We start from the raw sequence: 22,693 nt of genomic DNA on the forward strand, positions 1-22,693 counted from the left end.
TACCTCAACGTTGGTTGAGGTCAAGACTGTGCTCGTACCTCGTCGTTCTCCGTGTGGACGACGAGCGCCGCCGAGAGTCATCTGTCGCCGCCGATGTCGCGCTACGGCCGCGGCACCCCTGCCAGGGCCGACTGCCCCAGCCAGCCGGGCAGCTCCCGTCGCACCTGCGCGGGCCCGTCCAGACTCACGGCCTCCCCGCGCAACGCGTCCCGCCAGGACAGGTCGCCCCGCCACACCCGGACCAGCGTGCGCAGCGGGGCCGACACCGTCACCGTCGCCTCGAAGCCGGGGTCGTAGTCGCAGACGTCGGCCTCGCCGTCGCGCACCACGAGCCACCAGCGCGCGACGGGCCCGGGGACGCCGTCGAGCCGGAACGCTACGACCGTGCGCTCGCGCGGCCAGGCCGCAACGGGCACCGTGCGCCGGATGTCCCACATCAGCAGGTGCGGGTCCAGGTCGGCCTCGCCGAGCCCGCCGACCCACCGCACGCCCCACGCACCCAGGCCCTCCACGAGCGGCCGCAGCTCCTCGCCCGCTTGGGTGAGCAGGTACCTGGAGTGGCCGCCCGCCTCGAAGCGCCGCACCACGCCGGCGCGCTCCAGGCTGCGCAGGCGCTTGGCGAGCAGCGCCGGCGACATCTTGGGAACACCACGACGCAGCTCGTTGAACCGGGTGCTGCCCGACAGCAGCTCACGAACCACCAGGAGCGTCCACCGCTCGTCGAGCACCTCCATGGCCTTGGCCACGGGGCAGAACTGGCCGTACGTCGTCATGGTGCCTCCTCGCACGTCCCCACGCGGCTCCAAGTCAACGCCCCGTCGCGACCCGCGCACCAGTACAGACCGGGAACCTCACCCGGTACAGATGCTGCACTGGAGGGCACCCGCCTCCCGGACGGAGAGTGAAGCTCCCAGCCCTTCCCAGAAGGATTCCCAGACAAGGAGCAGTCTCATGACCGACACCGCCGTCGTCCCGCCCGACGTCCTCACCGCCGTCCGCACCAAGCACCGCGCGCTGTGGGCGCTCGGCGACTACCCGATGCTCGCCGCCGAGGTGATCCCCGGCCTGGGGCCAGTCCTCGTCGAGGCCGCCGGCGTGCGGCCGGGCGACAGCGTGCTCGACGTCGCCGCGGGCTCCGGCAACGCCGCCATCCCCGCCGCGCTCGCCGGCGCCCGCGTCATCGCCTCGGACCTCACCCCCGAGCTGTTCGACGCCGGCCGAGCGGCCGCCGCGGCCGTCGGCGCCGAGCTCACCTGGGCCGAGGCCGACGCCCACGCGCTGCCCTTCGACGACGGGGCGTTCGACACCGTGCTGTCCTGCGTCGGGGTCATGTTCGCCCCCTTCCATCAGACCGCCGCCGACGAGCTTCTCCGCGTGACCCGCCCCGGCGGGACGATCGCGCTCATCGCCTGGACGCCCGCCGGGTTTATCGGCCAGATGTTCGCCACCATGAAGCCGTACGCGCCCGCCCCGCCGCCCGGCGCGGAACCGCCCCCGCTGTGGGGCGACGAGGCGCACGTCCGCACCCTGTTCGGCGACGGGGTCACGGACGTGCGTGCCGAGGTGCGGTCGCTGCCCGTTACTCGGTTCGCCTCAGGTGCGGAGTTCCGCGACTTCTTCAAGGCTCTGTACGGCCCCACCATCGCGGTCTACCGCAACGTGGCCGACGACGCGGCGCGCACCGCCGAGCTCGACGCCGCCCTGCTGGACCTGGCCACCCGCTTCCAGGACGCCGACGGCGCCATGGGCTGGGAGTACCTGCTGCTCACGGCCACCCGACGCTGAGGGTCAGCCGACGCTGACCTGCACCGTGTGCCAGCCCGTGGCCCCGTCCGGAGCGGGCGGGGCCTCGGCCTCGGTCTGGACCAGCCCGTCGGCGTCCGTGGCGCGGACCGCGAGCGTGTGGTCGCCGGCGTCGAGGTCGATCGAGGCCCGCCACTGGCGCCAGGTGTCCGGGCCCACCGTCTCGGCGAGCTCGGCGGGGACCCAGTCGCCGTCGTCGGCCCGGACCTCCACCTCGGCGATACCGGTGTGCTGTGCCCAGGCGACGCCGGCGACCGTCACCGCGCCGGGCGCCGCGGAACCGCGCGGCACGTCGATGCGCGACTGCAGCTTGATCGGTCCCAGCGCGGACCAGCCGCGGGGCGTCCAGTAGCCCTGGTCGGCCTCGAACGTGGTGACTTTCAGTGACGTCACCCACTTGGTCGCGGACACGTACCCGTACAGGCCAGGCACCACCAGCCGCGCGGGGAAACCGTGGTCCACGGGGAGCGCCTCGCCGTTCATACCGATCGCGAGCAGGCTGGCGCGGTCCGGGTCCTGGAGCACTTCCAGCGGCGTGCCCGCGGTGAACCCGTCGTCGCTCACGGAGAGCACCATGTCCGCACCCGGCTGCGGCTTGGCACGCTCCAGCAGGGAGCGGATCGGGTAGCCCAGCCACAGGGCGTTGCCGATGAGATCGCCGCCCACGGAGTTGCTGACGCAGGCGAGCGTCACGTGGTGCTCCTCGAGTGGCAGCGCGAGGAGCTCGTCCCAGGTGATCGTGAACGGCTCGTCGACCATCCCGTGCACCTCGAGGGACCAGTCCGCCGGGTCCAGCTGCGGCACGCGCAGCGCGGTGTCGATGCGGTAGAACTCCGGGTTCGGCGTGATGTACGGGGTCAGGCCGTCGAGCTCCAGGTCGGCGCCCGCAGGCACCGGGTCCGCGGCCTTGCGCGCGGCGGGCAGCCGGATCTTCTCGCGCACCACGTTCACCGCCGCCGCGCCCGCCGACACGACGCGCGAGCTCACCAGAGCCAGCACCGCGACGCCCGCGGCGACGCCCGTGACGGCCAGGAACCCGCGCCGGTCCACGGTGGTGCCCTCCTGCCTGCGCAGGTCAGCCGCGGGCCGCAACCGGGCGATCGCCATCCGCAGCAGGATCACCGCGCCGCCGATCCCGATGATGCTCGGCAGCGCCCACAACGGCGTCGCCTCCGGGCGGAGCACCGCGACCATCGCCCCCACGGCGCCGACGGCCGCGATCAGCAGCGCGCCCACCGGCGGACGACGCAGCTCCAGCCAGCCCGCGAGCGCCGCGCCGGCGGCCAGCACCACGCCCATCGATGCGAGCAGTACCGCCTTGTCGTTGGTGCCGAACGCCTGCACGGCGAAGTCCTTGAGCCACGGCGGCACGGCGTCGACGACGGCGGCGCCGCCCGCGAAGAGGGTGCTCGCGGCGGGCGCGACGAGAGCGGCGACGAGCTCCGCGAGGGCCAGTCCGGCGGCGCCCGCGAGGATGCCGGCGAGGGCGGCCCATCCGGCGTCGTGCGGAGAGCGATCGGCCCGCGGGTTCGCGGGGCTCTCGGTTGCCTGGGTCATACGCCCAGCCTGGCACGCGGATCGCTGTGTGCCGGCGTCGGGCGCAGATCGTCATGAGCTCGTAAGGCGCCGGGGCCCGGAGGTGGCTTGGGCGCACGCGTTCGGTCCGTAGCACGCGCGCGGACGTGACTTCGGTCCGTTGCTTTGAGATCGGTCAGTTCATTGACCGATCTCAAAGCAACGGACCGAAGTCACGTGCCGGGGTCAGCAACCGACCGAAGTCGACGGATCCCCCCGCGACCGCCTCAGGCGCCCGTGCCGCGCACGATCTTCGAGTTGTGGGCCTGCGCGCGCGGCCGGAGGGTCACCAGGTCGATGTTCACATGGTCCGGGCGGGACAGGGTCCAAGCGATCGTCTCGGCGACGTCGGCGGCCACCAGGGGCGTGTAGCCCTCGTAGACGGCGGCGGCCTTCTCGGCGTCGCCGTCGAACCGGACCAGCGAGAACTCCTCGGTCGCCACGGCGCCGGGGGCGATCTCGATGACGCGCACGGGCTCACCCGCGATCTCCCAGCGCAGCGTCTGGGACAGCATGTGCTCGGCGTGCTTCGCGCCCGTGTAGCCGGCGCCGCCCTCGTAGGCGCCCTGGGCTGCGGTCGAGGTCACGTTCACGACGTCGGCCACGCCCTTGGCGCCGCCTGCCTTGCGCAGCAGGGGCAGCACGGCCTTGGTGACCCGCAGCGTGCCGAGCACGTTGATCTCGTACATGCGACGCCAGTCGTCGACGTCGGCGTCCTCCACGCGGTCCAGGCCGAACGCGCCGCCCGCATTGTTCACCACGGCGTCGAGCCCCCCGGTGGCTGCGAGGTGGGACGCGAGGGCGGCCACGGCGTCGTCGTCGGTCAGGTCGATGGCGTAGACCTCGCAGCCCGTCTCCGCGGCGAGCGTTTCCAGGCGGTCGGCCCGGCGAGCGGCGGCCACGACGTCCCAGCCGTCGGCGCGCAGCCTGCGCACGGTGGCGGCACCGATGCCCGACGACGCCCCGGTCACCAGGGCGCGGCGGGTCGGCGTGGTCTTGGGGCGGGTCGATGTGGCGGTCTCAGGGGCGGTGCTGTCGCTCATGGCCGCACTGTAATGCTTCGCCCGTCAGTCGAGCAGGCCCGCGGCGTAGCCCCCGAACAGGGCGACGACCAGCCCGGCGACGACCAGGATCGCCACGATCCACAGCCACGGGACCCAGCGTGGCGGGCCGTGCTCCTCGTGCCCCTGCGGGGCGCTCACCTGGTCGGACTCGGGCGGGGTCTCACCGGGCTGGAGGTTGCCGCTGAGGGGCATGGTGCGGCCGTCCGGCTCGGGGTCGGGGTTGTGTGCGGCCTGACCTTCCGGATCGTTGCTCATGGTGGTCTCCGTGCCGTCGTTGGTCCCGTCCACCGTAGGCACGCCTCTTCCCCGGTCGCGCGCCGACCAGCGCGCGACCGGGGCCCACACCGCCCCCCGGGACCACGGCGTGCCCTGGCCACGTCGCGCCCGGTCCGCAATCCCCGGGGCCTACACCGCGTCCGCGAGCACCTTCCCGAGCACGTCCAGCCCCTCGCGCGCCTCGTCCGGGGTGATGACGCACGGCGGGACCACGTGCACCCGGTTGTCGGCGATGAAGGGCAGCACGCCGGCGCCGAGCAGGCTCTTCTTGATCGCCGCCATCGCTGGCCCGCCGAGCGGTTCCTTCGTCACGGGATCGGCCACGAGCTCGACCGCCCAGAAGACGCCGAGGCCGCGCACCTCCCCGACCAGCGGGTTCGCCTCCGCGATCGCGGAGAGCCCCGGGCCGAGCACCTCGGCCCCGATGCGCGCTGCGTTCTCGACGATGCCCTCGTCGGCCATGGTGTCGAGCGTGGCGACGATCGCCGCCATGGCCAGCGGGTGCCCCGAGTAGGTGAGCCCGCCGGGGAACGCCCGTTCGTCGAACGTCGCCGCGACCTCCGGCGACACGACGACCCCGCCGGCCGGCACGTACCCGGAGGTCACGCCCTTGGCGAAGACGATGAGGTCGGGGCGCACATCGTGCTGGTCGAGCGCCAGCCAGGATCCGGTGCGGCCGAACCCGGCCATCACCTCGTCCAGGATGAGCATGATCCCGTACCGGTCGGCGATCCGCCGCACCCCAGCGAGGTACCCGGGCGGCGGCACCAGGACGCCCGCCGTCCCGGGGACCGTCTCCAGCAGGATCGCGGCGACGGTGCCCGGGACCTCCGCCTGCACCACCCGCTCCAGGTGGTGCAGCGCCCGCTCGCACTCCTGCTCGGCGGACGACGCCCAGAACTCCGACCGGTACAGGTACGGCCCGAAGGCGTGCACGTGCCCGGTCGCGTACTCGTTCGGCACCCGCCGCGGGTCCCCGGTCGCGACGATCGCGGCGCCCGTGTTGCCGTGGTAAGAGCGGTAGAGCGACACCACCTTGTCCCGGCCCGTGTGCACGCGCGCCATGCGGATGGCGTTCTCGATGGCGTCCGCCCCGGCGTTCGTGAAGAACACCCTGGCGCCCGGGCCGAACGGCGCGCGGGCGAGCACCCGTTCGGCCGCCTCGCCCCGCACCCGCACCGCGAGCGCCGGGGACGCCGTCACCAGCTCGCCCGCCTGGCGCGCGATCGCCTCGACCACGCGCGGGTGCTGGTGCCCGATGTTCGTGTTCACCAGCATCGACGACAGGTCCAGCCACTCGTCGCCCGCGTGGTTCCACACCCGGGACCCGGAGCCGCCCGCGATCGTGAGCGCCGGCACCGCGGAGCTGGGCGACCACGGCTGGATCAGCAGGTCGCGGGCCGCGGCGAGCGCGCGGGCGTCGTCGTCGGCCATCAGCTGCCCCCTTCGGTGAGCTGTACGTCGAGTGCCTCGAACTCCTCACCCTGGATGTCGACGCCCTCCTCCGCAAGCTCCGCGAGGGCCTGCTCCACGTACTCGTTGGTGTACGCGGTCTCGGGCGGCTCGGCCGTGATGACCGTCGCGCCGGTCTCGTTCTGGGTGCCCATGGCGATCTCGACGGTCTGGTCCCACTGGTCGGCGTTGACGGTGCCGATGCCGCTGGTGGAGGGCCAGATCAGCTTGTTCACCTCGTTGGTCTGCCAGAGCTGGTGCGAGGCGCCGAGGGTCGACCCCGCGGCGGTGACGATCCCGGCCGCCTCCTCGGGGTTGTCGCGGACGTACGCCCAGCCCTTCAGGGACGCCTTGACGAATCCGACGGTGGTGTCCGCGTACGCCTCGTCGTCGGCGAGGCGGGCGGCGTCGGCCCAGATCGCGTCCTGGAGCATGGCGGTGCCTTGGTCGTTCCAGTCGATGACCTCGAGGTCCTCGGGCTGGTACAGCTCGCCCGTCTCGGGGTCCACGGTCTCCAGGATCTGGGCGTACTCGTTGTACGTCATGGCCTGGGCCGCGTCGATGTCGCCAGCAAGGAACCCGTTCATGTCGAAGGCCTGCTGCACCAGCTCGATGTCATCCGGGGTCTGGATCCCGGCGTCCTGCATGCCGGCGAACAGCTCCCACTCGTTGCCGTAGCCCCAGGAGCCGACCTTCTTGCCCGCGAGGTCGGCGGGCTCGGAGATCCCGGCGTCCTTGAAGGCGACCTGCAGCGTGCCCGAGCGCTCGAACACCTGCGCCACGTTCGTCACCTCGGTGCCCTGCTCGATGGACCCGAGCACCTTCGGCACCCAGGAGATCGCGTAGTCGGCGTCGCCGGCGGCGAGGACGTCGATCGGCACGGTGTCGGTGCCGGCCTCCTGGATGGTGACGTCCAGGCCCTCGTCCTCGTAGTACCCCTGGTCGACGGCGGCGTAGTACCCGGCGAACTGGGCCTGCGCCACCCACTGCAGCTGCAGGGTGACGGGCGTGAGCCCGTCGGCCTCCGGTTCGGCGGACGCCCCAGCGCAGCCGGCGAGCGCGACGGCCGTGGCCAGGCCCAGTGACGTGCGCAGCACGTTCTTGCGGTGCATCGTGTTCCTCTCGATCAAAGCGGTGAGGGCATAGAAGACGAGCCCCGTGGCGACGGCGCCCAGCACGTACGCCCAGGCCAGGGCGTAGCGGCTGGAGGAGACGGCGGAGGTGATGGCCTTGCCGAGGCCGTCGACCGGCCCGCCGAAGTACTCGGCGACCAGCGCGGAGATGACGGCGAGCGAGGACGCGACCCGCAGCCCCGTGAAGAAGAAGGGCAGCGCGCCCGGCAGGGTCACGTGCCGCGTGGCTTCCCAGGGCGTCGCGGCGTACGAGCGCATCAGGTCCCGGTGCACGGGCTCGACCGTGCGCAGGCCGCGCAGCGTGTTGACGTACACGGGGACGAACACCGCGATCGCCGCGACGACGACGCGCGTGGTCTGCGCGTCCGTGCCGAACATCGTGTAGAAGACGGGCGCCAGGCACACGATCGGCACGACGGCGGTCGCCGTGACCAGCGGGTTCGCCGCGTCGGCGACGGCTCGCCAGGACGCCGAGACCCCGGCGCCGACCAGGGCGAGAACCGTCCCGAGCACGAGGCCCAGGAGCGCGTTGGTCGCCGTCGCCAGGGCCGCGTCCGTGATGACGGCGAGGTTGGCGCCGAGCTCGGCCGCGATGTCCGACGGCGCGGGAACCACGAACGCCTCGACGCCCAGCCCGGTCACCACCGCCTGCCAGAGCGCGACGGCCCCGACGCCGACGACGACGGGTGCGCCGAACGCGAGCCCGCGGCCCCGGATCACGAGGGCACCCGGTCGGGCGCGGTGTCGCCCGAGTGCAGCGCCTCACGCACGGCCGAGACGCGCTCGAAGTACGCCGGGTCCTCGCGCAGCTCGATGCCGCGCGCCGCCCGGTCGGCCGGGCCGCCGAGCGGGACGTCGAGGGTCGCCACCACGCGGCCGGGCCGGGGCGACATGACCACCACACGGTCCGACAGGTACACGGCCTCCGCAATCGAGTGCGTCACGAAGACCACCGCCGCGCCCGTACTCGCCCGGATCCGCAGCAGCTCGTCCTGCAGCCGCTCGCGCGTCATCTCGTCGAGCGCGCCGAACGGCTCGTCCATCAGCAGCAGCCGCGGGCTACGGGCCAGCGCCCGCGCGATCGCCACCCGCTGCTGCATCCCGCCCGAGAGCTGGTCCGGCCGGTGGTCGGCGAAGTCCGCGAGCCCGACCAGCGCGAGCAGCTCAGCGGCCCGCGCGGCACGCTCCGCCCTGCCGGCCCTGCCGCGCAGCTGCAGCGGCAGCTCCACGTTGGCCCGCACCGAGCGCCACGGCAGCAGGCCGGCCTGCTGGAACGCGATCCCGTAGTCCTGGTCCTCGCGCGCCCGGTCCGCCGGCTTGCCGAACACCGTCACGCTGCCCGACGTCGGGGCGTCCAGGTCCGCGATCAGCCGCAGCAGCGTCGACTTGCCGCAGCCCGACGGGCCGATCAGCGACACCAGCTCGCCCTCGCCGACCGTGAGGTCGACGTCGGCCAGGGCCACCGTCCCGGCGCCGGAACCACCGTCGAACACCCGGCCCGCACCGGACACCACCACTGCCGTCATGCTGTCTCCTCCACGCGGTACCGGCGCAGGCCCAGGGCGACCAGCGCCACCAGGCCCGTCGCCGCGAGTCCTACGAGCACGGCGCCTGCGATGGGCGACCACTGCTTGGCCGGGTCCGCGCTCGCGGAGGCGCCGAACTCGACGATCATCCGGCCGAGCCCGCCGCGCAGGCCCGTGGACACCTCCGCCACTACCGTCCCGACCACCGCGTTCGCGGCGGCCAGGCGCAGCGCGGGCAGCAGGTACGGGACGGACGACGGCGCCCGCAGCCGCCAGAACGTCGTCCACCAGCCGACGCCGTAGGCGCGGAACAGGTCGAGCCGGACGCCGTCGGCGGCGGCGTCCGGCGACGTGAACCCGCGCAGCGCCCCGACCGACACCGGGAAGAACGCCAGGTACGACGCGATCACGGCCACCGACATCCAGTCCTGCCAGTCGAACGTGCCGATCTCGAGCTGCGCGCCCCACCGCTTGACCAGGGGTGCGATGGCGATCAGGGGCACCGTCTGGCTGAGCACCACCCAGGGCAGCAGCCCCGCCCGGGCGGGCACGAACCGGGCCATGAGCACCGCCACGAGCAGGCCGAACACCACTCCGGTCACCCAGCCGACGGCCGAGACGCCGAGCGTGAATCCCGCGCCCTGCAGGGTCGCGAGCCACAGTGGCGGGGAGTCTGGCGCGGAGGTCAGGGGCTCCGCCGCGCGGGCCGCCATGTCCCACAGGTGCGGCATGGCGACGTCGCTGGTTCGGGGCAGCACCCGAACCTCGCCGAGCACCCAGCCGTCGTCGGGCACCAGGGCCTTGTACGCCTCCCAGGCGGCCGCTAGGGCAAGGACCCCCGCGGCACCGGCCAGCGCTGGTCCGATCCGCTTGCCGGACCGCTGCCACCGCCGGCTCACCCGGCGGCTCCCCGCAGGGCCGAGATGATGGTGCTGGTCCAGCGGGCCTGCTCGAACGCAACTCGGATGGTGCTCAACTCAACTCCCTTGCCTCAGCAAGAGGCCAGCAAAGTCGTCACCTGTTTCGTCTGCAGGCTCTGCCCGTTTCCAGGAGGTCACACTTGTTCCGGGACACGGCGGCAGTTGTCCCGCCTGGCTCGGCAGGCCGGTCCCTACGTAGGCCTGCGCGCCTCCAGCCGCTGTATGAGACCGAACCACAATCGCTCTTGCCGGTACGGCACGAAGCCGGCGTCGAACAGGAGGGTCGCCGGCCGCCCATGGAGGATCCAGCGCCATTGGGCGTGGTCGAGAAGCAGCAGCCGACCCTGCGGACGAAGGACCCGGTTCATCTCGGCAAGGACCGCTCCGCGATCGCGAAACTCGCACATGGCAAGCGTGCAGACCACCGTGTCGAAGCTCCCCGTCGGGAACGGCAGATGTGCGGCGTCCGCCCGCACCAGCGACACCTGGCGACTGACCTCCGCACGTTCGCGAGCGATCGAGAGCAGCTCCTGGTCGAGGTCGAGCGCGGTCAGGGCAACGTCGTCGGGGTAGTGGCGCAGGTTGAGGCCGGTGCCCACGGCGACCTCGAGCGCCCTGCCTGTCGCTCGGGAGCAGATCCACTGCCGGCTGTTCCTGAGGATCAGGCGCTCGGGTGGCAGCCCGGCCCGCACATCGCACCGGCGATGCTTGCCGGTCGCCGACCGCGGGCGACCTGGCCAATGCCTTCCGCTCCTTGGGCCTGGCATGTCTGCTCCTGGTCTCGCCCGTGACTCGGCGCGCCGGTCAGGTCGCCTGCGGCGCAGGCTGCCGCGCAGGGACAGCAGCTGCCCGTTGCTTCCACATGCTGCCCGCCAACGGCAGCAGGGCCACGAGTCCGGCGACACCCTGCACGTAGAACTGGACCGCGGACAGCGGGACCAAACGAGACAGCGCCATGACGCCCAACGCCACCATGACGAGGCTTGTCACCCCAGGGCTCAGCAAGCCGCTGCGACGCACGCCGAGAGCAAAACCGAACATCCCGACGGCGAAGGTAACCCCGGCCGCTACCAGCAGCGGGGCGAACCAGGGAAGCAGCGCCTCCTGGGCCGCCTCGACGTCGCCACCCGCCTCGACCGCTGCGAGCGGCGCGAACTCCAACCCCGGCAGCATTGCGTAGAGCGTGCACCCGATGACCACGAAGGGCAGCGCCGCGGCGCTCCAGCGGTCTTCGCCCGCCTCATGGAGGTGAGCCCGGACCGCGAGAAAGGCAAGGGCGAGCACACCGGACGCAACGCCCGTCGCCAGGTGCACAGCACCCCAGCGGGTCGGGTCGGACTCGACCGCATGGGCGATTGCCTCGAGGTTGGGCAGACGGCCTGCCAGGTACGGGTGGTAGCTGAGGACGGCGAGCCAGATCACTGGTGCGATCACCACCACACCTGCACGAAGTGAGCTTCTGGTGGTAGACATCGCGTGCCTCCTTGCCGGTCAGGGAGTGAGCGCCGCGCGGTGCGCGGTCAGGTGCCTTCGACGCTAGGACCGATCACCGGCGCGTTCTATCGGGAGTTCTCCCCATACCGCCAGACCGTGCTGCATGGCGAACAGCGCGGCTCCCGCACGAGTGGAGACGCCCATCTTCCGGTACGCGTTCTGGATATGGCTGTCGGCGGTCTTGGCCGAGATCCCCAGAGCGCGGGCGACCTGCTTGGTCTGCAGGCCTCGGGCGAGCAGAACCACCACCTCGCTCTCCCGATCGGTCAGACCGGCCGGGCGCCGGACGCGCGGAACGCGCTGGCCGGCCGCCGCGAGTACGGCGACCACCGCGTCTGCATCGAGGCGGCCGGCGCGGACCTCCTCGCCAAGCTTCCCCGCGGCCCGGGCCGGCGAGAGCGTGTCTCGGTGGGGACGCGGCTCAGTCATGGTGTGGTAGGCGTCGGCGGCCGCGAGCACACGCGCGGGCGTGGCGAGTGCCGCCGCCTTGGTTCCCCGGTGGTAACCGGAGCCGTCAAGGCGTTCGTGGTGGAACGCCGCGATCGGGGCGAGTGCCGCCAGGAACGGCGATCGGCTCAGGACGCGCTCGGTGTAGTACGCGTGCAGCCTGACCCGCTCCCAGTCATCCGGCGAGAGCGGTCCGCGGTCCTGCCAGATGCGGACCGGCACGGCGACCCGCCCCACGTCGTGGACGAGCGCTCCACGACGCAGATCGAGGGTCTGGGCGGCGTCGAGCCCACAACGCCGGCCGGCATCAGCAGCCAGCCCGGCTACGTCGGCCGAGTGACCGACGAAGTACGGGGAGACCAGGTCGGCGAAGTCACCTATCGCTCCGAGGGCCTGGTCAATGGCCTCGCCCTTGAGCATGAGGTTCGGCGGGGGCTCAGCTGCCAGAGTTTCCGGCCACGCGGAGTCGCGCGGATCAAACGCCAGGATCTCCGCCGCATGCTCCGCGAACGGCTCCGCGACGTCCGGGTCGAACGCACCACCGGCACGGCCGTGCACCACTCGGGCGGCGAATTCGTCACCTCCCAGCATGCGTTGGAAGGCGGCGTCCCGGGCGACGTGAGCTATGCGCATGGGCAGGGGGATCGCCTCACCCTTGGTGTGCGCGGGCCAACCCCTTCCGTCCCATCGGTCACTCGCATGGGCGAACAGGGCAGAGACCGCGGAGGGAAGCCCCAGTCGGACGGTGAGCATCTGCGCGACGTCGCAGTCGGTGACCACGATGTCGCCGAACTCTCGGGCCAGTGCAGGCATCCCCCGCGCGAGCTGCAGAGCACGCACCATCAGCGGTTGTCCCGGTGGCGCGACGGCGCGGCTCATTCCCGCCATCATCTGCGCCGGGGACCCGAACCTGAACGGAACGCCGTACTTTGTCAACGCGTTGTCGACGGCGAAGACCTCCGACGCCGTCTTCGCGCTGGCGGTGCAACCGACGTAGAACAGCAACGAGGTGTAGTAGGCCTGGGCCTGCGTGCCCCGGTCCACGCCCAGGATGTCACCGAGCCGCGTGGCGATGAGCGCGCTGTGCAGACCGTGCTCGAGCGGCACACCGGTGCCCAGGTCCGTCGCGAGCGACAGCGCCGCGACAACCTCAGCCGTGCGTACCTCGTCATCGCGGACGGACTCGTCCTGCGGCGATCGGTCGGACACCATTCCACGATACGCGTGGGCCTCCACCGCGCTCGCGGGCTGTCACGCGGAATGGCCCTGGTCGCGAGCGCCCTGCAGAGCAGGGATGATCGTCTCGCCGTAGGCCCGCAAGGTCTCCTCCTGGGCGTCGTGCTGCAGGTAGATCGCGAACTGGTCGCAGCCGAGCGCCTGGAGCTCCTTGAGCCGGGCGATGTGCTCGTCCGGGGTGCCCACCAGACAGAACCGGTCGACGACGTCGTCGGGCACGAACTCCGTGTGGCTGTTGCCGGCGCGGCCGTGCTCGGCGTAGTCGTAGCCCTTGCGGCCCTCGATGTAGTCCGTGAGCGCGGCCGGTACCGGGCCGGTCGAGCCGGCCCCGTACCGCGCCACGATCTCCGCGACGTGGTTGCCGACCATGCCGCCGAACCAGCGCACCTGGTCGCGCATGTGGGGCCGGTCCTCGCCCACGTAGGCGGGCGCGGCCACGCAGAACTTCAGCGCCTCCGGGTCCCGGCCCGCGACCTCCGCCGCCTCGCGGACGGCGCCGATCATCCACGCCGCGATGTCCGGGTCGGCGAGCTGCAGGATGTACCCGTCGCCCACCTCGCCCGCCAGGGCGAGCGCCCTCGGCCCGTAGGCCGCGACCCACACGTCCAGCTCGGAGCCGTGCGACCACGCGAACCGCACGGGGCTGCCGTTGACGTCGGCCTCGCGCGAGTTGCCGAGGTCCTTGATCACCGTGACCGACTCCCGCAGGGTCGCCAGGCTGGCCGGACGCCCGTGCAGCGTGCGCACCGCGGAGTCACCGCGGCCGATGCCGCAGATCGTCCGGTTGCCGTACGTGTCGTTGAGCGTGGCGAACATCGAGGCCAGGACCGTCGAGTCCCGCGTCGCCGGGTTGGTCACCATCGGCCCCACGATCACCCGCTCGGTGGCCGCCAGGACCGCCGGGTAGACCACGAACGGCTCCTGCCACAGCAGGTGCGAGTCGAACGTCCACACGTAGTCGAAGCCCTGGTCCTCCGCCTGGCGGGCGAGCTCCACCACCCGGGTGGCGGGCGGGTCGTTCTGCAGCACTATCCCGAAATCCATGTCGCTCCCTAGACCAGGTACTGGCTGAGCCCGCGCTTCACGAACCGGCCGTGACCGGCCCGCCCGTGGAACCCGCCGTCGTCCACGACGACCTCGCCGCGCGAGAGGACGACGTCGACGTGCCCGTCGACCTCGAAGCCCTCCCACGCCGAGTGGTCCATGTTCATGTGGTGCGTGCTGACGCCGAGGGTGGTGAGGCCCGCCGGGTCGTACACGACGATGTCGGCGTCGGCGCCCGGCTGGATCACTCCCTTGGTGCCGTACATGCCGAACATGCGCGCCGGGGTCACCGAGCAGAGCTCGACCCAGCGCTCCAGGCTCAGCCGACCGGTGACCACGCCCTGGTAGAGCAGGTCCATGCGGTGCTCCACCGACCCGATCCCGTTCGGGATCGCCCGGAAGTCGCCGCGGCCCAGCTCCTTCTGGTCCGTCATGCAGAACGGGCAGTGGTCGGTCGAGACCACCTGCAGGTCGTTCGTGCGCAGGGCCTGCCACATCGCGTCCTGGTGCCCCTCCGCCCGCGCGCGCAGCGGCGTGGAGCACACCCACTTGGCGCCCTCGAAGGTGCCCCACTGCTCGCTGGACGCCCCGAGCTGCTCCTCCAGCGACAGGTACAGGTACTGCGGGCAGGTCTCGCCGAACACGTTCTTGCCCGCGTCCCGGGCCGCCGCGAGCTGGGCGACCGCCTGCTTCGCGCTGACGTGCACCACGTACAGCGGCGCGCCCGTGAGGTCGGCCAGCATGATCGCCCGGTGCGTCGCCTCCTCCTCGAGCTGCCAGGGCCGCGCGAGCCCGTGGAAGTACGGGTCGGTCTTGCCCGCCGCCACGAGCTGACCGGCCAGGACGTCGATCGCCGGGCCGTTCTCGGCGTGCATCATCGTGAGCAGGCCCTCGTCGCGGGCCACCTGCATGGCGCGCAGGATCTGGGCGTCGTCGGCGTAGAAGACGCCGGGGTAGGCCATGAACATCTTGTAGCTGGTGATGCCCTCGTCGACGAGGGTGCGCATCGCGGCGAGCGCGTCGTCGTCCACCCCGCCGATGATCTGGTGGAACGCGTAGTCGATGGCGCAGTTGCCCGCCGCACGCTTGTGCCACGCCTCCAGGCCGTCCTGCACGCGCTCGCCCTGCTTCTGCACCGCGAAGTCGACGATCGAGGTCGTACCGCCCCACGCCGCCGCCGTCGTGCCCGTCTCGAAGGTGTCGCTGGCGGCCGTGCCGCCGAACGGCAGCTCCATGTGCGTGTGGGCGTCGATGCCGCCGGGCACCACGTACTTGCCGGTCGCGTCGATCACGCGGCCGGCGGTGGCGCCCAGGTCGGCGCCCAGGGCGGTGCTGCCCGGGGCGATCACGGCGACCACCTTCTCGCCGTCGATCAGCACGTCGGCCTCGACCGTGCCCGTCGCGTTCACGACTGTCCCGCCGGTGATGAGTGTCGTCATCGTGCCTCCATATCGGTCTGCCGTGCCGGTCTCGCCCTGCCGCGAAGCAAGGCGCCCGGACGCATGCTCTACTTCGCCTGGCCGCTACGGGGCGGTGATTGCCGTATAGGCGTCCGGACGCCGGTCGCGGAAGAACTGCCACCGCTCGCGGACCTCCCGCACCTGGTCCAGGTCGAGGTCGCGCACCACCAGCTCGTCGCTCGTGGCCGAGGCGACGTCGCCCACGTAGTTCCCGTCCGGCCCGACGGCGTACGACGAGCCGTAGAAGTTCACGGCATCGGAGCCGTACTCGTTGTCCTCCAGGCCCACCCGGTTGTTCGCCACGACGAAATAGCCGTTGGCGACCGCCGCGGCGGGCTGCTCGATCTCCCAGAGCCGGTTGGACAGACCGGGCTTGGTCGCGTTGGGGTTGAAGACGATCTGTGCGCCGTTCAGCGCCAGCTCACGCCAGCCCTCGGGGAAATGCCGGTCATAGCAGATGTAGACCCCGATCTTGCCCACGGCGGTGTCGAAGACCGGGAAGCCCAGGTTGCCGGGCCGGAAGTAGAACTTCTCCCAGAACTTGTCGAGGTTCGGGATGTGGTGCTTGCGGTAGCTGCCGAGCACGGTTCCGTCGGCGTCGACCACCACCGCCGTGTTGTACAGGACGCCGGGCTGGGCCTCCTCGTAGATCGGCAGCACCATGACGATGCCGAGCTCGGCCGCGAGCGCCGCGAACCGTTCGACCGTGGGTCCGTCGGCCGGCTCGGCGTACCGGTAGTAGGCCGGGTCCTGCGTGATGCCGAAGTACGGGCCGTAGAACAGCTCCTGGAAGGCGATCACCTGCGCACCCTGGCTCGCCGCCTCCCGGGCCCAGTCCTCGTGCAGGGCGATCATGGACTCCTTGTCGCCGGTCCAGCGGGCCTGCGTGAACGCAACTCGGACTGTGCTCATTCAAACTCCCTCGCCTGAAGCAGGTGACCAGCAAAGCCGGGACCTGTTTCGGCTGCGAGCCCCTGGTCGTTTCCGGTACGTGACAACTGTTCCGGGTGAGGACCCGACCGGCACAGCCGTTCGGGCTGGGCCGAATCGGTCGACGACGCTCGCAGCGAAACCTCCGGGAGCGCGAAGACCGGCCGGTGTATCGTGGCGGCCGGGTCGTGGGCCCCGCTTTGGCCCGCCGATGCGGCTCTCGCTGTGAGCCGCCTCCCGCCTGGACGCGAGATGGCGCGTCGCTGCTCACCCATGGTTTTTCTGGCCGTGGGCTGTTCGTCGACCCTTGGAGCCATCGCGTGAACCCCCGCCGCGTCCGCCCGTCCCGTGCCCTCGCCCAGCCCGTCGTTCTGCCCGTCGTTCTGCCCGTCGTTGCCGCCGTCGCGGCGCTCACCCTCGCCGCCTGCTCGGCCACCGCCTCGGGCGAGCCCGACGCCGGGGGCGCGACGCCGGCGTCGGGCAGCTTTCCCGTCACGCTCGACAACTGCGGGTTCGAGACCGAGGTCGAGGCGCCGCCTGAGCGCGTCGTGACCATCAAGTCGTCCACCACGGAGATGCTGCTGGCGCTCGGCCTGGGCGACCGGATCGTCGGCTCGGCGTTCCTCGACGGGCCGGTGCCGGACTCGCTGGAGACCGTGCCCGCCGTCGAGAAGCCGTTCGCGACCGAGGCGCCGGGCTCCGAGGCGACGCTCGCGCTGGAGCCCGACCTGGTCTACGCGGGCTGGGAGTCCAACCTGACGGCGGAGACCGCGGGCGACCGCGAGACCCTCGCCCAGCTCGGCGTCGCCACGTACGTCTCGCCCGCCGCCTGCAAGGAGGAGGGGTACATGCCCGACCCGCTCACGTTCGACACGGTGTTCGCGGAGATCGAGGAGGTGGGCTCCCTCTTCGACGCCGAAGACGCCGCGGCCGCGCTGGTCGAGGAGCAGCGTGCGGCGCTCGACGCCATCGAGCCCGACGACCGCGGGCTGACCGCGCTGTGGTGGTCCTCGGGCGATGACACCCCGTACGTGGGTGCGGGGATCGGCGCGCCGCAGATGATCATGGAGGCCGCCGGGCTGACCAACGTCGCCGCCGACGTTCACGACACCTGGACCTCGCTCGGCTGGGAGAATGTGGTCGAGGCCGACCCGGACGTCCTGGTGCTGGTCGACGCCGCGTGGAACCCCGCGGACGCGAAGATCGAGACACTGGAGTCCAGCCCCGCCACCCGCGAGATGACGGCGGTCAAGGAGCAGCGCTACGTGGTGGTGCCGTTCCCGGCGACCGAGGCCGGCGTGCGCAACGTCGACGCCGTCGCCTCGGTGGTGGACCAGCTGGCGGACCTCGGCCTGTGAGGCTGCTCGCCCTGCCTACCGCGGCGCTGGTGCTGATCCTGAGCATCGGCGTCGCGGTGACGATCGGCCCGGCTGACCTGGCCCTGTCGGAGGTCGGCCGGTCGCTCGCCACCCACCTCGGGCTGGGCGGCCCGCTCGGCCTGGAGCCGCTCTCCGCGCTGCGCGACGGCATGGTGTGGCAGCTGCGGATGCCCCGCATCCTGACCGCAGCCGCCGTCGGCGCGGGCCTTGCTCTGTGCGGGGCGGTGATGCAGTCGCTCACCCGCAACCCGCTCGCGGACCCCTACCTGCTGGGGCTGTCGTCGGGCGCGTCGCTCGGCGCGGTCCTCGTGCTGCTGGCGGGCGTCCCGCTGCTGCTGCCGGTCGCGGCGTTCGTCGGCGCGGTGGGGGCGCTGGCCCTCGCGCTCGCACTGGCGGGTGCGCTCGGCACGATCACGCCCACCCGCACGGTGCTGGCGGGACTCGCGATCAGCCAGCTCTGCGCGGCGGCGGTGTCGTTCGTGATCTTCTGGTCGGCCAAGGGTGACGCGTTCCGCGAGGTGCTGTCGTGGCTCATGGGCTCGGTGGCCTCGGCGACGTGGACGTCGGTGGCGATCGCCGGCGGTGCCGTCCTGGTGCTGGGCACGCTGCTGGCGCTGACCGGCTCCGTGCTCGACGCGTTCACGTTCGGGGACACCGCGGCCGCTGCCCTGGGCGTACCCGTGAACCGGGCGCGCTGGATCCTGCTGATCGGCGTCGCCCTGCTGACCGGGGCGCTCGTGTCGCAGAGCGGGTCGATCGGGTTCGTCGGGCTGATCCTGCCGCATGCGGTGCGGCTGTTCACGGGCGCCCGGCACCGGCTGCTTCTGCCGCTGTCGGCGCTGACCGGGGCGTCGTTCCTGGTCTGGGCCGACACATTGGCCCGCACGGTGTTCGAGCCCCGCGAGCTCCCGGTCGGCATAGTGACGGCGGCGATCGGCGCCCCGGTCTTCGCGGTCCTGCTGTGGAAGGGGAACCACCGTTGAATGCTGGATATTCGCCCCCTCAGACGCCCTCGACAGGGCGAATAGCCGGCACTCGACGAAGCGGGCTGGCGGTTGGGCAGATCTCTTGGGAGATCGACGGCCGGGTGGTTCTTGACGATGTCGGCGTGCTCGCCCCGCCCGGCGGCGTCACCGGGTTGCTCGGGCCGAACGGGTCTGGCAAGTCCACGCTGCTGCGGGTCGTGGCCGGGGTACAGCCGGCGGGGCGTGCCGCCGCGCCGTCCGACGCCGCAAACACGAGGACGTTCGACGGCGCCGACCTGGCCGCGCTGCCCCGTCGCGAGCGCGCCCGCGTGCTCGCCCTCGTCGAGCAGGACGCCTCCACCGACCTGCCGTTGTCCGTACTGGATGCCGTGCTCCTCGGCCGCATACCGCACCGCTCCCTGCTGGCCGGCGACTCGGACGCCGACCACGCCGCCGCGCACGCCGCACTGGACGCCGCGGGCGCCAAGGATCTCGCGGACCGCGAGGTCGGCACGCTGTCCGGCGGCGAGCGTCAGCGCGTGCACATGGCGCGCGCCCTGGCGCAGGAGCCGCGCCTGCTCCTGCTCGACGAGCCGACCAACCACCTCGACATCGCGGCCCAGCTGCATGCCATGCGGGTGCTGCGCGACCTCGCGGCGGACGGCGTGACCGTCGTCGCCGCCCTGCACGACCTCAACCTCGCCGCCTCCACCTGCGACCACCTGGTCCTGCTGGACCGCGGCCGGGTCGTGGCGGCCGGGCCGGTGAGCGAGGTGCTCGTCCCGGAGGTGCTGGAGCCGGTCTACGGGGTGCGGGTCGACGTGCTGACCCACCCGCGCACGGGACGCCCGGTGCTCTCGTTCGACCGTGGCTGACACCCGAGACGACGTCCGGTGCGCTCTCCCCGGCTGACGGATGCGCTGACCTGAACCATGATGGGAGCCATGGCCGCTCCAGAGTTCGTCGTCCAGGCAGGCAAGGTAATCAACCCGTGGGTGCAGCGCGTCGCCGGGCGCGTCCCGCCGTTCGTGGTGCTGCACCACGCCGGGCGCAAGTCCGGCAAGGAGTACACCACTCCCCTGGTCGCGTTCGCGGCCCGGCCCGACCAGGAGATCCTCGCGGTGCTGCCGCTGCCGTGGGGCTCCGGGACCGACTGGGCCCGCAACACGATGAGCTCCGGCACGGCGCGGCTGACGCGCGGCGGCGACGAGTTCGTCGTGAAGGACGTGCGGCTCGTGCCCGCGTACGAGGCCGTCGAGTGGCTCGCCACCGTGCCGTCGATGGCGCTGTCGGCGGCGGGTATCGAGGAGTGCCTGGTCGGGACGCTGCACCGGGCCTGACCCCCGCAGGTTGGTCCGGTGTCACCGGACGCCCCGGCGCGGGAGTATGTTTCGCGTCGTGAACTTGCGCACAGCCACGTTGTCTGACGCCGCCGCGGTCGCCCGCGTGCACCACACGACCTGGGTCACGACCTACGGGGCGATCCTCCCGCCGGAGTTCTGGGCCACCGCCACGCTCGAGCGCCGCACCACGACATGGGAACGGTGGCTGGCCAACGGGGCGGCGCCCGTCGTCGCCGAGGTCAACGGCGAGGTGGTCGGCATCGCGATGGCGGGTGACGCCGTCGAGCAGGACGACGTGCTGCCCGTACGCGGCCGCCAGCTCTACCTCCTGTACGTCCTGGCGGCCCACCATGGCACCGGCGTCGGGCAAGCGCTGCTGGACGCCGTCGTGCCGCCCGGGACCGGTGCGCAGCTGTGGGTCGCGGAGGACAACCCGCGGGCCCGCCGCTTCTACGAGCGCAACGGGTTCGTCCTGGAGGGCGCCCGGGTGGTCGACACGAGCACCGCCGACCTCGCCGAGATCCGGATGGTCAGGTAGTCGGGTTACCGTTCCACTCATGTCTGACTTCCACATCCGCGCCTCGACCCCCGACGATGCCGTCGGCATCGCCGCGGTGCACTGGACCACCCGGCGCGCGGTCTTCGGCGAGCTCCTGCCGGCCGAGCACTGGGAGACCGAGACGCTCGGCACCCGCACGGAAGGCTGGATGCGCATCCTCGCCGCCGGCAACAAGGCGCTCGTCGCCGAGGTCGGCGACAAGATCGTCGGCTTCGCGATGAAGAACCCGTCCGGACCACACCTCGGCCACGCGCCCGCCCGGGCCATCGAGCTGCACGAGCTCTACGTCGACCCGAACTTCCACGGCACCAACGTGGGCCACGCCCTGCTGGAGAACGCCCTCCCGCCCGGCACGCCTGCGCAGCTCTGGACGTACGCGTCCAACCCGCGCGCCCGCAAGTTCTTCCAGCGCGCCGGCTTCCTGCCCGACGGCGTCACCGCGACCGACCCGGACACGAACGTGCTGGAGGTCCGCCTGGTCCGGTGACCGGTGCAAAGCGCTCGATCCGCCGGGCCGGGCGTGCCAGGATTCCGGCATGACCTCCGCATACAGCGTCGAGATCCTCGATGACCCGGCGGCCGTGCTCGCGGTCGCCGGCGACCTGCTGGCCGCCGATCCGGTGGCCTCGAGCGTCGTCGCGTCGGTGACGCACCACGCCGTGCGCTCGTTTGCCGCCGGCGGGCCGCGTCCCGCGCACCCGATGTGGTGGGCAGTGGTGCGGGACGACGGCGCCGTCGTCGGCGTGTCGATGCGCACGATGCCGCACCCGCCGCACACGGTCTGGGTCCCGGCCGTGCCCGAGGAAGCAGCGCGACTGCTGGCCCGCACCGCCCTCGACCACGTCGCCCAAGCCGGCGAACCGCCCCTGACCTCGGCGAACGGTTCCATCCCCGCCGTCGAGGCCTTCATCGAGGAGACGCTGCGCGCGACGGGCGGGACCGTCGGCGAGGGCCGCCCGGACCGCCTGTGGGAGGCGACGCGGATCGCCCGGCCGGACCCGGCGCCGTCGGGCCGCGCGCGCCCGGCCACGCTCGACGACCTGGACCTGGTCACCGAGTGGTTCGCCGTGTTCCACACGGAGGCCGACGCCCAGGCCGGGCGTCCGCCCGAGGAGGGCGAGCCGCTCCGGATCGACGGCGCACGGCGCTGGATCGACGAGGGCAGCGTCTGGCTGTGGGACGTCGACGGCGACGTGGTGCACCTGACGGGCATGCGTCCGCCGTCGTTCGGCGTGGTCCGGATCGGCCCGGTCTACACGCCCCCCGAGCACCGCGGGCACGGCTACGCGAGCGCACTCGTCGCGGAGGTGGCCCAGCGCGTGCTCGACGCCGGCCACCGGGTCTGCCTCTACACCGACCGGGACAACCCGGTGTCGAACCGGGTGTACGCGGGGATCGGGTTCGAGCCGGTGCTGGACCAGGTCAATCTCGTGGTGGACCCGACGGCTGCTCCTGCAACGAAGGTGAGCTGATGGGACGCCGGGCGATCATCTTCCACGGGACGGGCGCCCAGCCCGAGTGGATCTGGTACCCGTGGCTCGCGGACCGCCTGCGCACGCGCGGGTACGACGTCGAGACGCCGCACCACCCCGGGACCAACGTGGAGCCGATAGCGGCGTTCCTGCCCACGGTGCTCGCCGCGCACACGTTCGACGAGGACACGGTGCTGGTGGGGCACTCGGGCGGGGCGGCTCTGCTGCTGGCGCTCCTGGAGCATCTCGACGTCACCGTGGCACAGGCCGTGCTTGTGGCGGGTTACTTGACGCTGCCGAACGACGGGGCGGAGCCGGTACTGCAGGACGCGTACGACTGGGAGGCGATCCGGTCGCACGCCCGGGAGCTGGTGTTCCTGAACTCGGTGACCGACGAGTTCGGGTGCGACGCGGAGCAGGGGCGGGCGATGTTCGACCGGCTGGGCGGGACGCTGGTGGTGCGGGACGACGGTCACTTCACCGGGGACACGTTGGAGATCGTGGACCGGTTGATTTCGTGAGCGTGCGATTGAGAGACCGCTTCGCGTTGGCGAAAGCGTCTGGCAAGATGGCATGACCCGTCGCGCGGCCGCCCGCCCGGACCGCCCGGCGTTC

At 72.2% G+C, this 22,693-nt stretch carries 23 protein-coding genes; 9 read left to right on the forward strand and 14 right to left on the reverse strand.

What is annotated here, in order from left to right:
- Positions 1–101: 101 nt before the first annotated feature.
- On the reverse strand, positions 102–773 hold the full coding sequence (locus EW117_RS03365; protein WP_129783627.1) for a winged helix-turn-helix transcriptional regulator: 672 nt from the start codon (positions 771–773) through the stop codon (positions 102–104).
- Between the two features lie 178 nt (positions 774–951).
- Between EW117_RS03365 and EW117_RS03370 the strand changes: the two genes are divergently transcribed.
- Positions 952–1,785 carry a class I SAM-dependent methyltransferase gene (locus EW117_RS03370; RefSeq protein WP_129783629.1) on the forward strand — a complete coding sequence of 278 codons (834 nt, stop codon included), beginning with the start codon at positions 952–954 and terminating at the stop codon, positions 1,783–1,785.
- A 3-nt stretch (positions 1,786–1,788) separates the two neighbouring features.
- Here the strand turns inward: EW117_RS03370 and EW117_RS03375 are convergent, their stop codons facing one another.
- The 13 genes from EW117_RS03375 to EW117_RS03435 all read right to left on the reverse strand — a co-directional run bounded on the left by EW117_RS03375 (position 1,789) and on the right by EW117_RS03435 (position 16,342).
- Positions 1,789–3,360 (reverse strand): molybdopterin-dependent oxidoreductase, encoded by a 1,572-nt coding sequence (locus EW117_RS03375; protein WP_129783631.1) that lies wholly within the window; start codon positions 3,358–3,360, stop codon positions 1,789–1,791.
- 245 nt (positions 3,361–3,605) lie between these two features.
- Positions 3,606–4,421 (reverse strand): SDR family oxidoreductase, encoded by an 816-nt coding sequence (locus tag EW117_RS03380; protein ID WP_129783633.1) that lies wholly within the window; start codon positions 4,419–4,421, stop codon positions 3,606–3,608.
- A 24-nt stretch (positions 4,422–4,445) separates the two neighbouring features.
- Positions 4,446–4,697: a DUF6480 family protein gene (locus EW117_RS03385; protein WP_242504061.1), complete on the reverse strand. Its 252-nt coding sequence runs from the start codon at positions 4,695–4,697 to the stop codon at positions 4,446–4,448.
- Between the two features lie 150 nt (positions 4,698–4,847).
- Positions 4,848–6,152, reverse strand: a complete 1,305-nt coding sequence (locus EW117_RS03390; protein WP_129783635.1) for an aspartate aminotransferase family protein — start codon at positions 6,150–6,152, stop codon at positions 4,848–4,850.
- Complete coding sequence (locus tag EW117_RS30595; protein WP_340641067.1) at positions 6,152–8,023, reverse strand: ABC transporter substrate-binding protein; 1,872 nt, start codon at positions 8,021–8,023, stop codon at positions 6,152–6,154. Before EW117_RS30595 ends, EW117_RS03390 begins: the two co-directional genes overlap by 1 nt.
- A complete protein-coding gene (locus EW117_RS03400) occupies positions 8,020–8,829 on the reverse strand; it encodes an ABC transporter ATP-binding protein (protein WP_129783636.1) in 810 nt (269 codons plus the stop codon). Before EW117_RS03400 ends, EW117_RS30595 begins: the two co-directional genes overlap by 4 nt.
- A complete protein-coding gene (locus EW117_RS03405; protein WP_129783638.1) occupies positions 8,826–9,728 on the reverse strand; it encodes an ABC transporter permease in 903 nt (300 codons plus the stop codon). Before EW117_RS03405 ends, EW117_RS03400 begins: the two co-directional genes overlap by 4 nt.
- A gap of 212 nt (positions 9,729–9,940) precedes the next feature.
- Positions 9,941–10,516 carry a class I SAM-dependent methyltransferase gene (locus EW117_RS03410; protein WP_129783640.1) on the reverse strand — a complete coding sequence of 192 codons (576 nt, stop codon included), beginning with the start codon at positions 10,514–10,516 and terminating at the stop codon, positions 9,941–9,943.
- 37 nt (positions 10,517–10,553) lie between these two features.
- Positions 10,554–11,222, reverse strand: a complete 669-nt coding sequence (locus tag EW117_RS03415; protein ID WP_129783642.1) for a hypothetical protein — start codon at positions 11,220–11,222, stop codon at positions 10,554–10,556.
- A 63-nt stretch (positions 11,223–11,285) separates the two neighbouring features.
- Positions 11,286–12,899, reverse strand: a complete 1,614-nt coding sequence (locus tag EW117_RS03420; RefSeq protein ID WP_165362430.1) for an HD domain-containing phosphohydrolase — start codon at positions 12,897–12,899, stop codon at positions 11,286–11,288.
- 42 nt (positions 12,900–12,941) lie between these two features.
- Positions 12,942–13,970 carry a TIGR03842 family LLM class F420-dependent oxidoreductase gene (locus EW117_RS03425; RefSeq protein ID WP_129783646.1) on the reverse strand — a complete coding sequence of 343 codons (1,029 nt, stop codon included), beginning with the start codon at positions 13,968–13,970 and terminating at the stop codon, positions 12,942–12,944.
- Positions 13,971–13,978: 8 nt separating this feature from the next.
- Positions 13,979–15,409 carry a dihydropyrimidinase gene (hydA, locus tag EW117_RS03430; RefSeq protein WP_129783648.1) on the reverse strand — a complete coding sequence of 477 codons (1,431 nt, stop codon included), beginning with the start codon at positions 15,407–15,409 and terminating at the stop codon, positions 13,979–13,981.
- A gap of 84 nt (positions 15,410–15,493) precedes the next feature.
- Positions 15,494–16,342 carry a nitrilase-related carbon-nitrogen hydrolase gene (locus EW117_RS03435; RefSeq protein ID WP_129783650.1) on the reverse strand — a complete coding sequence of 283 codons (849 nt, stop codon included), beginning with the start codon at positions 16,340–16,342 and terminating at the stop codon, positions 15,494–15,496.
- Positions 16,343–16,680: 338 nt separating this feature from the next.
- Between EW117_RS03435 and EW117_RS03440 the strand changes: the two genes are divergently transcribed.
- The 8 genes from EW117_RS03440 to EW117_RS03475 all read left to right on the forward strand — a co-directional run bounded on the left by EW117_RS03440 (position 16,681) and on the right by EW117_RS03475 (position 22,599).
- Positions 16,681–17,718, forward strand: coding sequence for a putative F420-0 ABC transporter substrate-binding protein (locus EW117_RS03440; protein WP_242504062.1), 1,038 nt, complete (start codon positions 16,681–16,683; stop codon positions 17,716–17,718).
- Complete coding sequence (locus EW117_RS03445) at positions 17,715–18,722, forward strand: putative F420-0 ABC transporter permease subunit (RefSeq protein WP_129783652.1); 1,008 nt, start codon at positions 17,715–17,717, stop codon at positions 18,720–18,722. Before EW117_RS03440 ends, EW117_RS03445 begins: the two co-directional genes overlap by 4 nt.
- A 125-nt stretch (positions 18,723–18,847) precedes the next feature.
- A complete protein-coding gene (locus EW117_RS03450) occupies positions 18,848–19,579 on the forward strand; it encodes an ATP-binding cassette domain-containing protein (protein ID WP_422890131.1) in 732 nt (243 codons plus the stop codon).
- Positions 19,580–19,648: 69 nt separating this feature from the next.
- Positions 19,649–20,044 (forward strand): nitroreductase family deazaflavin-dependent oxidoreductase, encoded by a 396-nt coding sequence (locus EW117_RS03455; RefSeq protein ID WP_165362431.1) that lies wholly within the window; start codon positions 19,649–19,651, stop codon positions 20,042–20,044.
- Between the two features lie 58 nt (positions 20,045–20,102).
- Positions 20,103–20,585, forward strand: coding sequence for a GNAT family N-acetyltransferase (locus EW117_RS03460; protein ID WP_340641068.1), 483 nt, complete (start codon positions 20,103–20,105; stop codon positions 20,583–20,585).
- Positions 20,586–20,604: 19 nt separating this feature from the next.
- The gene (locus tag EW117_RS03465; RefSeq protein WP_129783658.1) at positions 20,605–21,093 is read left to right on the forward strand and encodes a GNAT family N-acetyltransferase; all 489 of its coding nucleotides are present in this window, start codon (positions 20,605–20,607) and stop codon (positions 21,091–21,093) included.
- Positions 21,094–21,142: 49 nt separating this feature from the next.
- Positions 21,143–22,078, forward strand: a complete 936-nt coding sequence (locus EW117_RS03470) for a GNAT family N-acetyltransferase (protein ID WP_129783660.1) — start codon at positions 21,143–21,145, stop codon at positions 22,076–22,078.
- Positions 22,078–22,599: an alpha/beta fold hydrolase gene (locus tag EW117_RS03475; protein ID WP_129783662.1), complete on the forward strand. Its 522-nt coding sequence runs from the start codon at positions 22,078–22,080 to the stop codon at positions 22,597–22,599. The genes EW117_RS03470 and EW117_RS03475 overlap by 1 nt, the downstream gene beginning before the upstream one ends.
- Positions 22,600–22,693 lie beyond the last annotated feature (94 nt).

The organism is Promicromonospora panici, assembly GCF_900608595.1.
Taxonomy (GTDB): domain Bacteria; phylum Actinomycetota; class Actinomycetes; order Actinomycetales; family Cellulomonadaceae; genus Promicromonospora; species Promicromonospora panici.

Coding starts and splice junctions, on each gene's coding strand:
- EW117_RS03380 (WP_129783633.1), bottom strand. CDS start 4,421: ATGAGCGACAGCACCGCCCCTGAGACCGCCACATCGACCCGCCCCAAG.
- EW117_RS03400 (WP_129783636.1), bottom strand. CDS start 8,829: ATGACGGCAGTGGTGGTGTCCGGTGCGGGCCGGGTGTTCGACGGTGGT.
- EW117_RS03370 (WP_129783629.1), top strand. CDS start 952: ATGACCGACACCGCCGTCGTCCCGCCCGACGTCCTCACCGCCGTCCGC.
- EW117_RS03470 (WP_129783660.1), top strand. CDS start 21,143: ATGACCTCCGCATACAGCGTCGAGATCCTCGATGACCCGGCGGCCGTG.
- EW117_RS03425 (WP_129783646.1), bottom strand. CDS start 13,970: ATGGATTTCGGGATAGTGCTGCAGAACGACCCGCCCGCCACCCGGGTG.
- EW117_RS03385 (WP_242504061.1), bottom strand. CDS start 4,697: ATGAGCAACGATCCGGAAGGTCAGGCCGCACACAACCCCGACCCCGAG.
- EW117_RS03415 (WP_129783642.1), bottom strand. CDS start 11,222: ATGTCTACCACCAGAAGCTCACTTCGTGCAGGTGTGGTGGTGATCGCA.
- EW117_RS03410 (WP_129783640.1), bottom strand. CDS start 10,516: ATGCCAGGCCCAAGGAGCGGAAGGCATTGGCCAGGTCGCCCGCGGTCG.
- hydA (WP_129783648.1), bottom strand. CDS start 15,409: ATGACGACACTCATCACCGGCGGGACAGTCGTGAACGCGACGGGCACG.
- EW117_RS03475 (WP_129783662.1), top strand. CDS start 22,078: ATGGGACGCCGGGCGATCATCTTCCACGGGACGGGCGCCCAGCCCGAG.
- EW117_RS03375 (WP_129783631.1), bottom strand. CDS start 3,360: ATGACCCAGGCAACCGAGAGCCCCGCGAACCCGCGGGCCGATCGCTCT.
- EW117_RS03465 (WP_129783658.1), top strand. CDS start 20,605: ATGTCTGACTTCCACATCCGCGCCTCGACCCCCGACGATGCCGTCGGC.
- EW117_RS03390 (WP_129783635.1), bottom strand. CDS start 6,152: ATGGCCGACGACGACGCCCGCGCGCTCGCCGCGGCCCGCGACCTGCTG.
- EW117_RS03455 (WP_165362431.1), top strand. CDS start 19,649: ATGGCCGCTCCAGAGTTCGTCGTCCAGGCAGGCAAGGTAATCAACCCG.
- EW117_RS03365 (WP_129783627.1), bottom strand. CDS start 773: ATGACGACGTACGGCCAGTTCTGCCCCGTGGCCAAGGCCATGGAGGTG.
- EW117_RS03435 (WP_129783650.1), bottom strand. CDS start 16,342: ATGAGCACAGTCCGAGTTGCGTTCACGCAGGCCCGCTGGACCGGCGAC.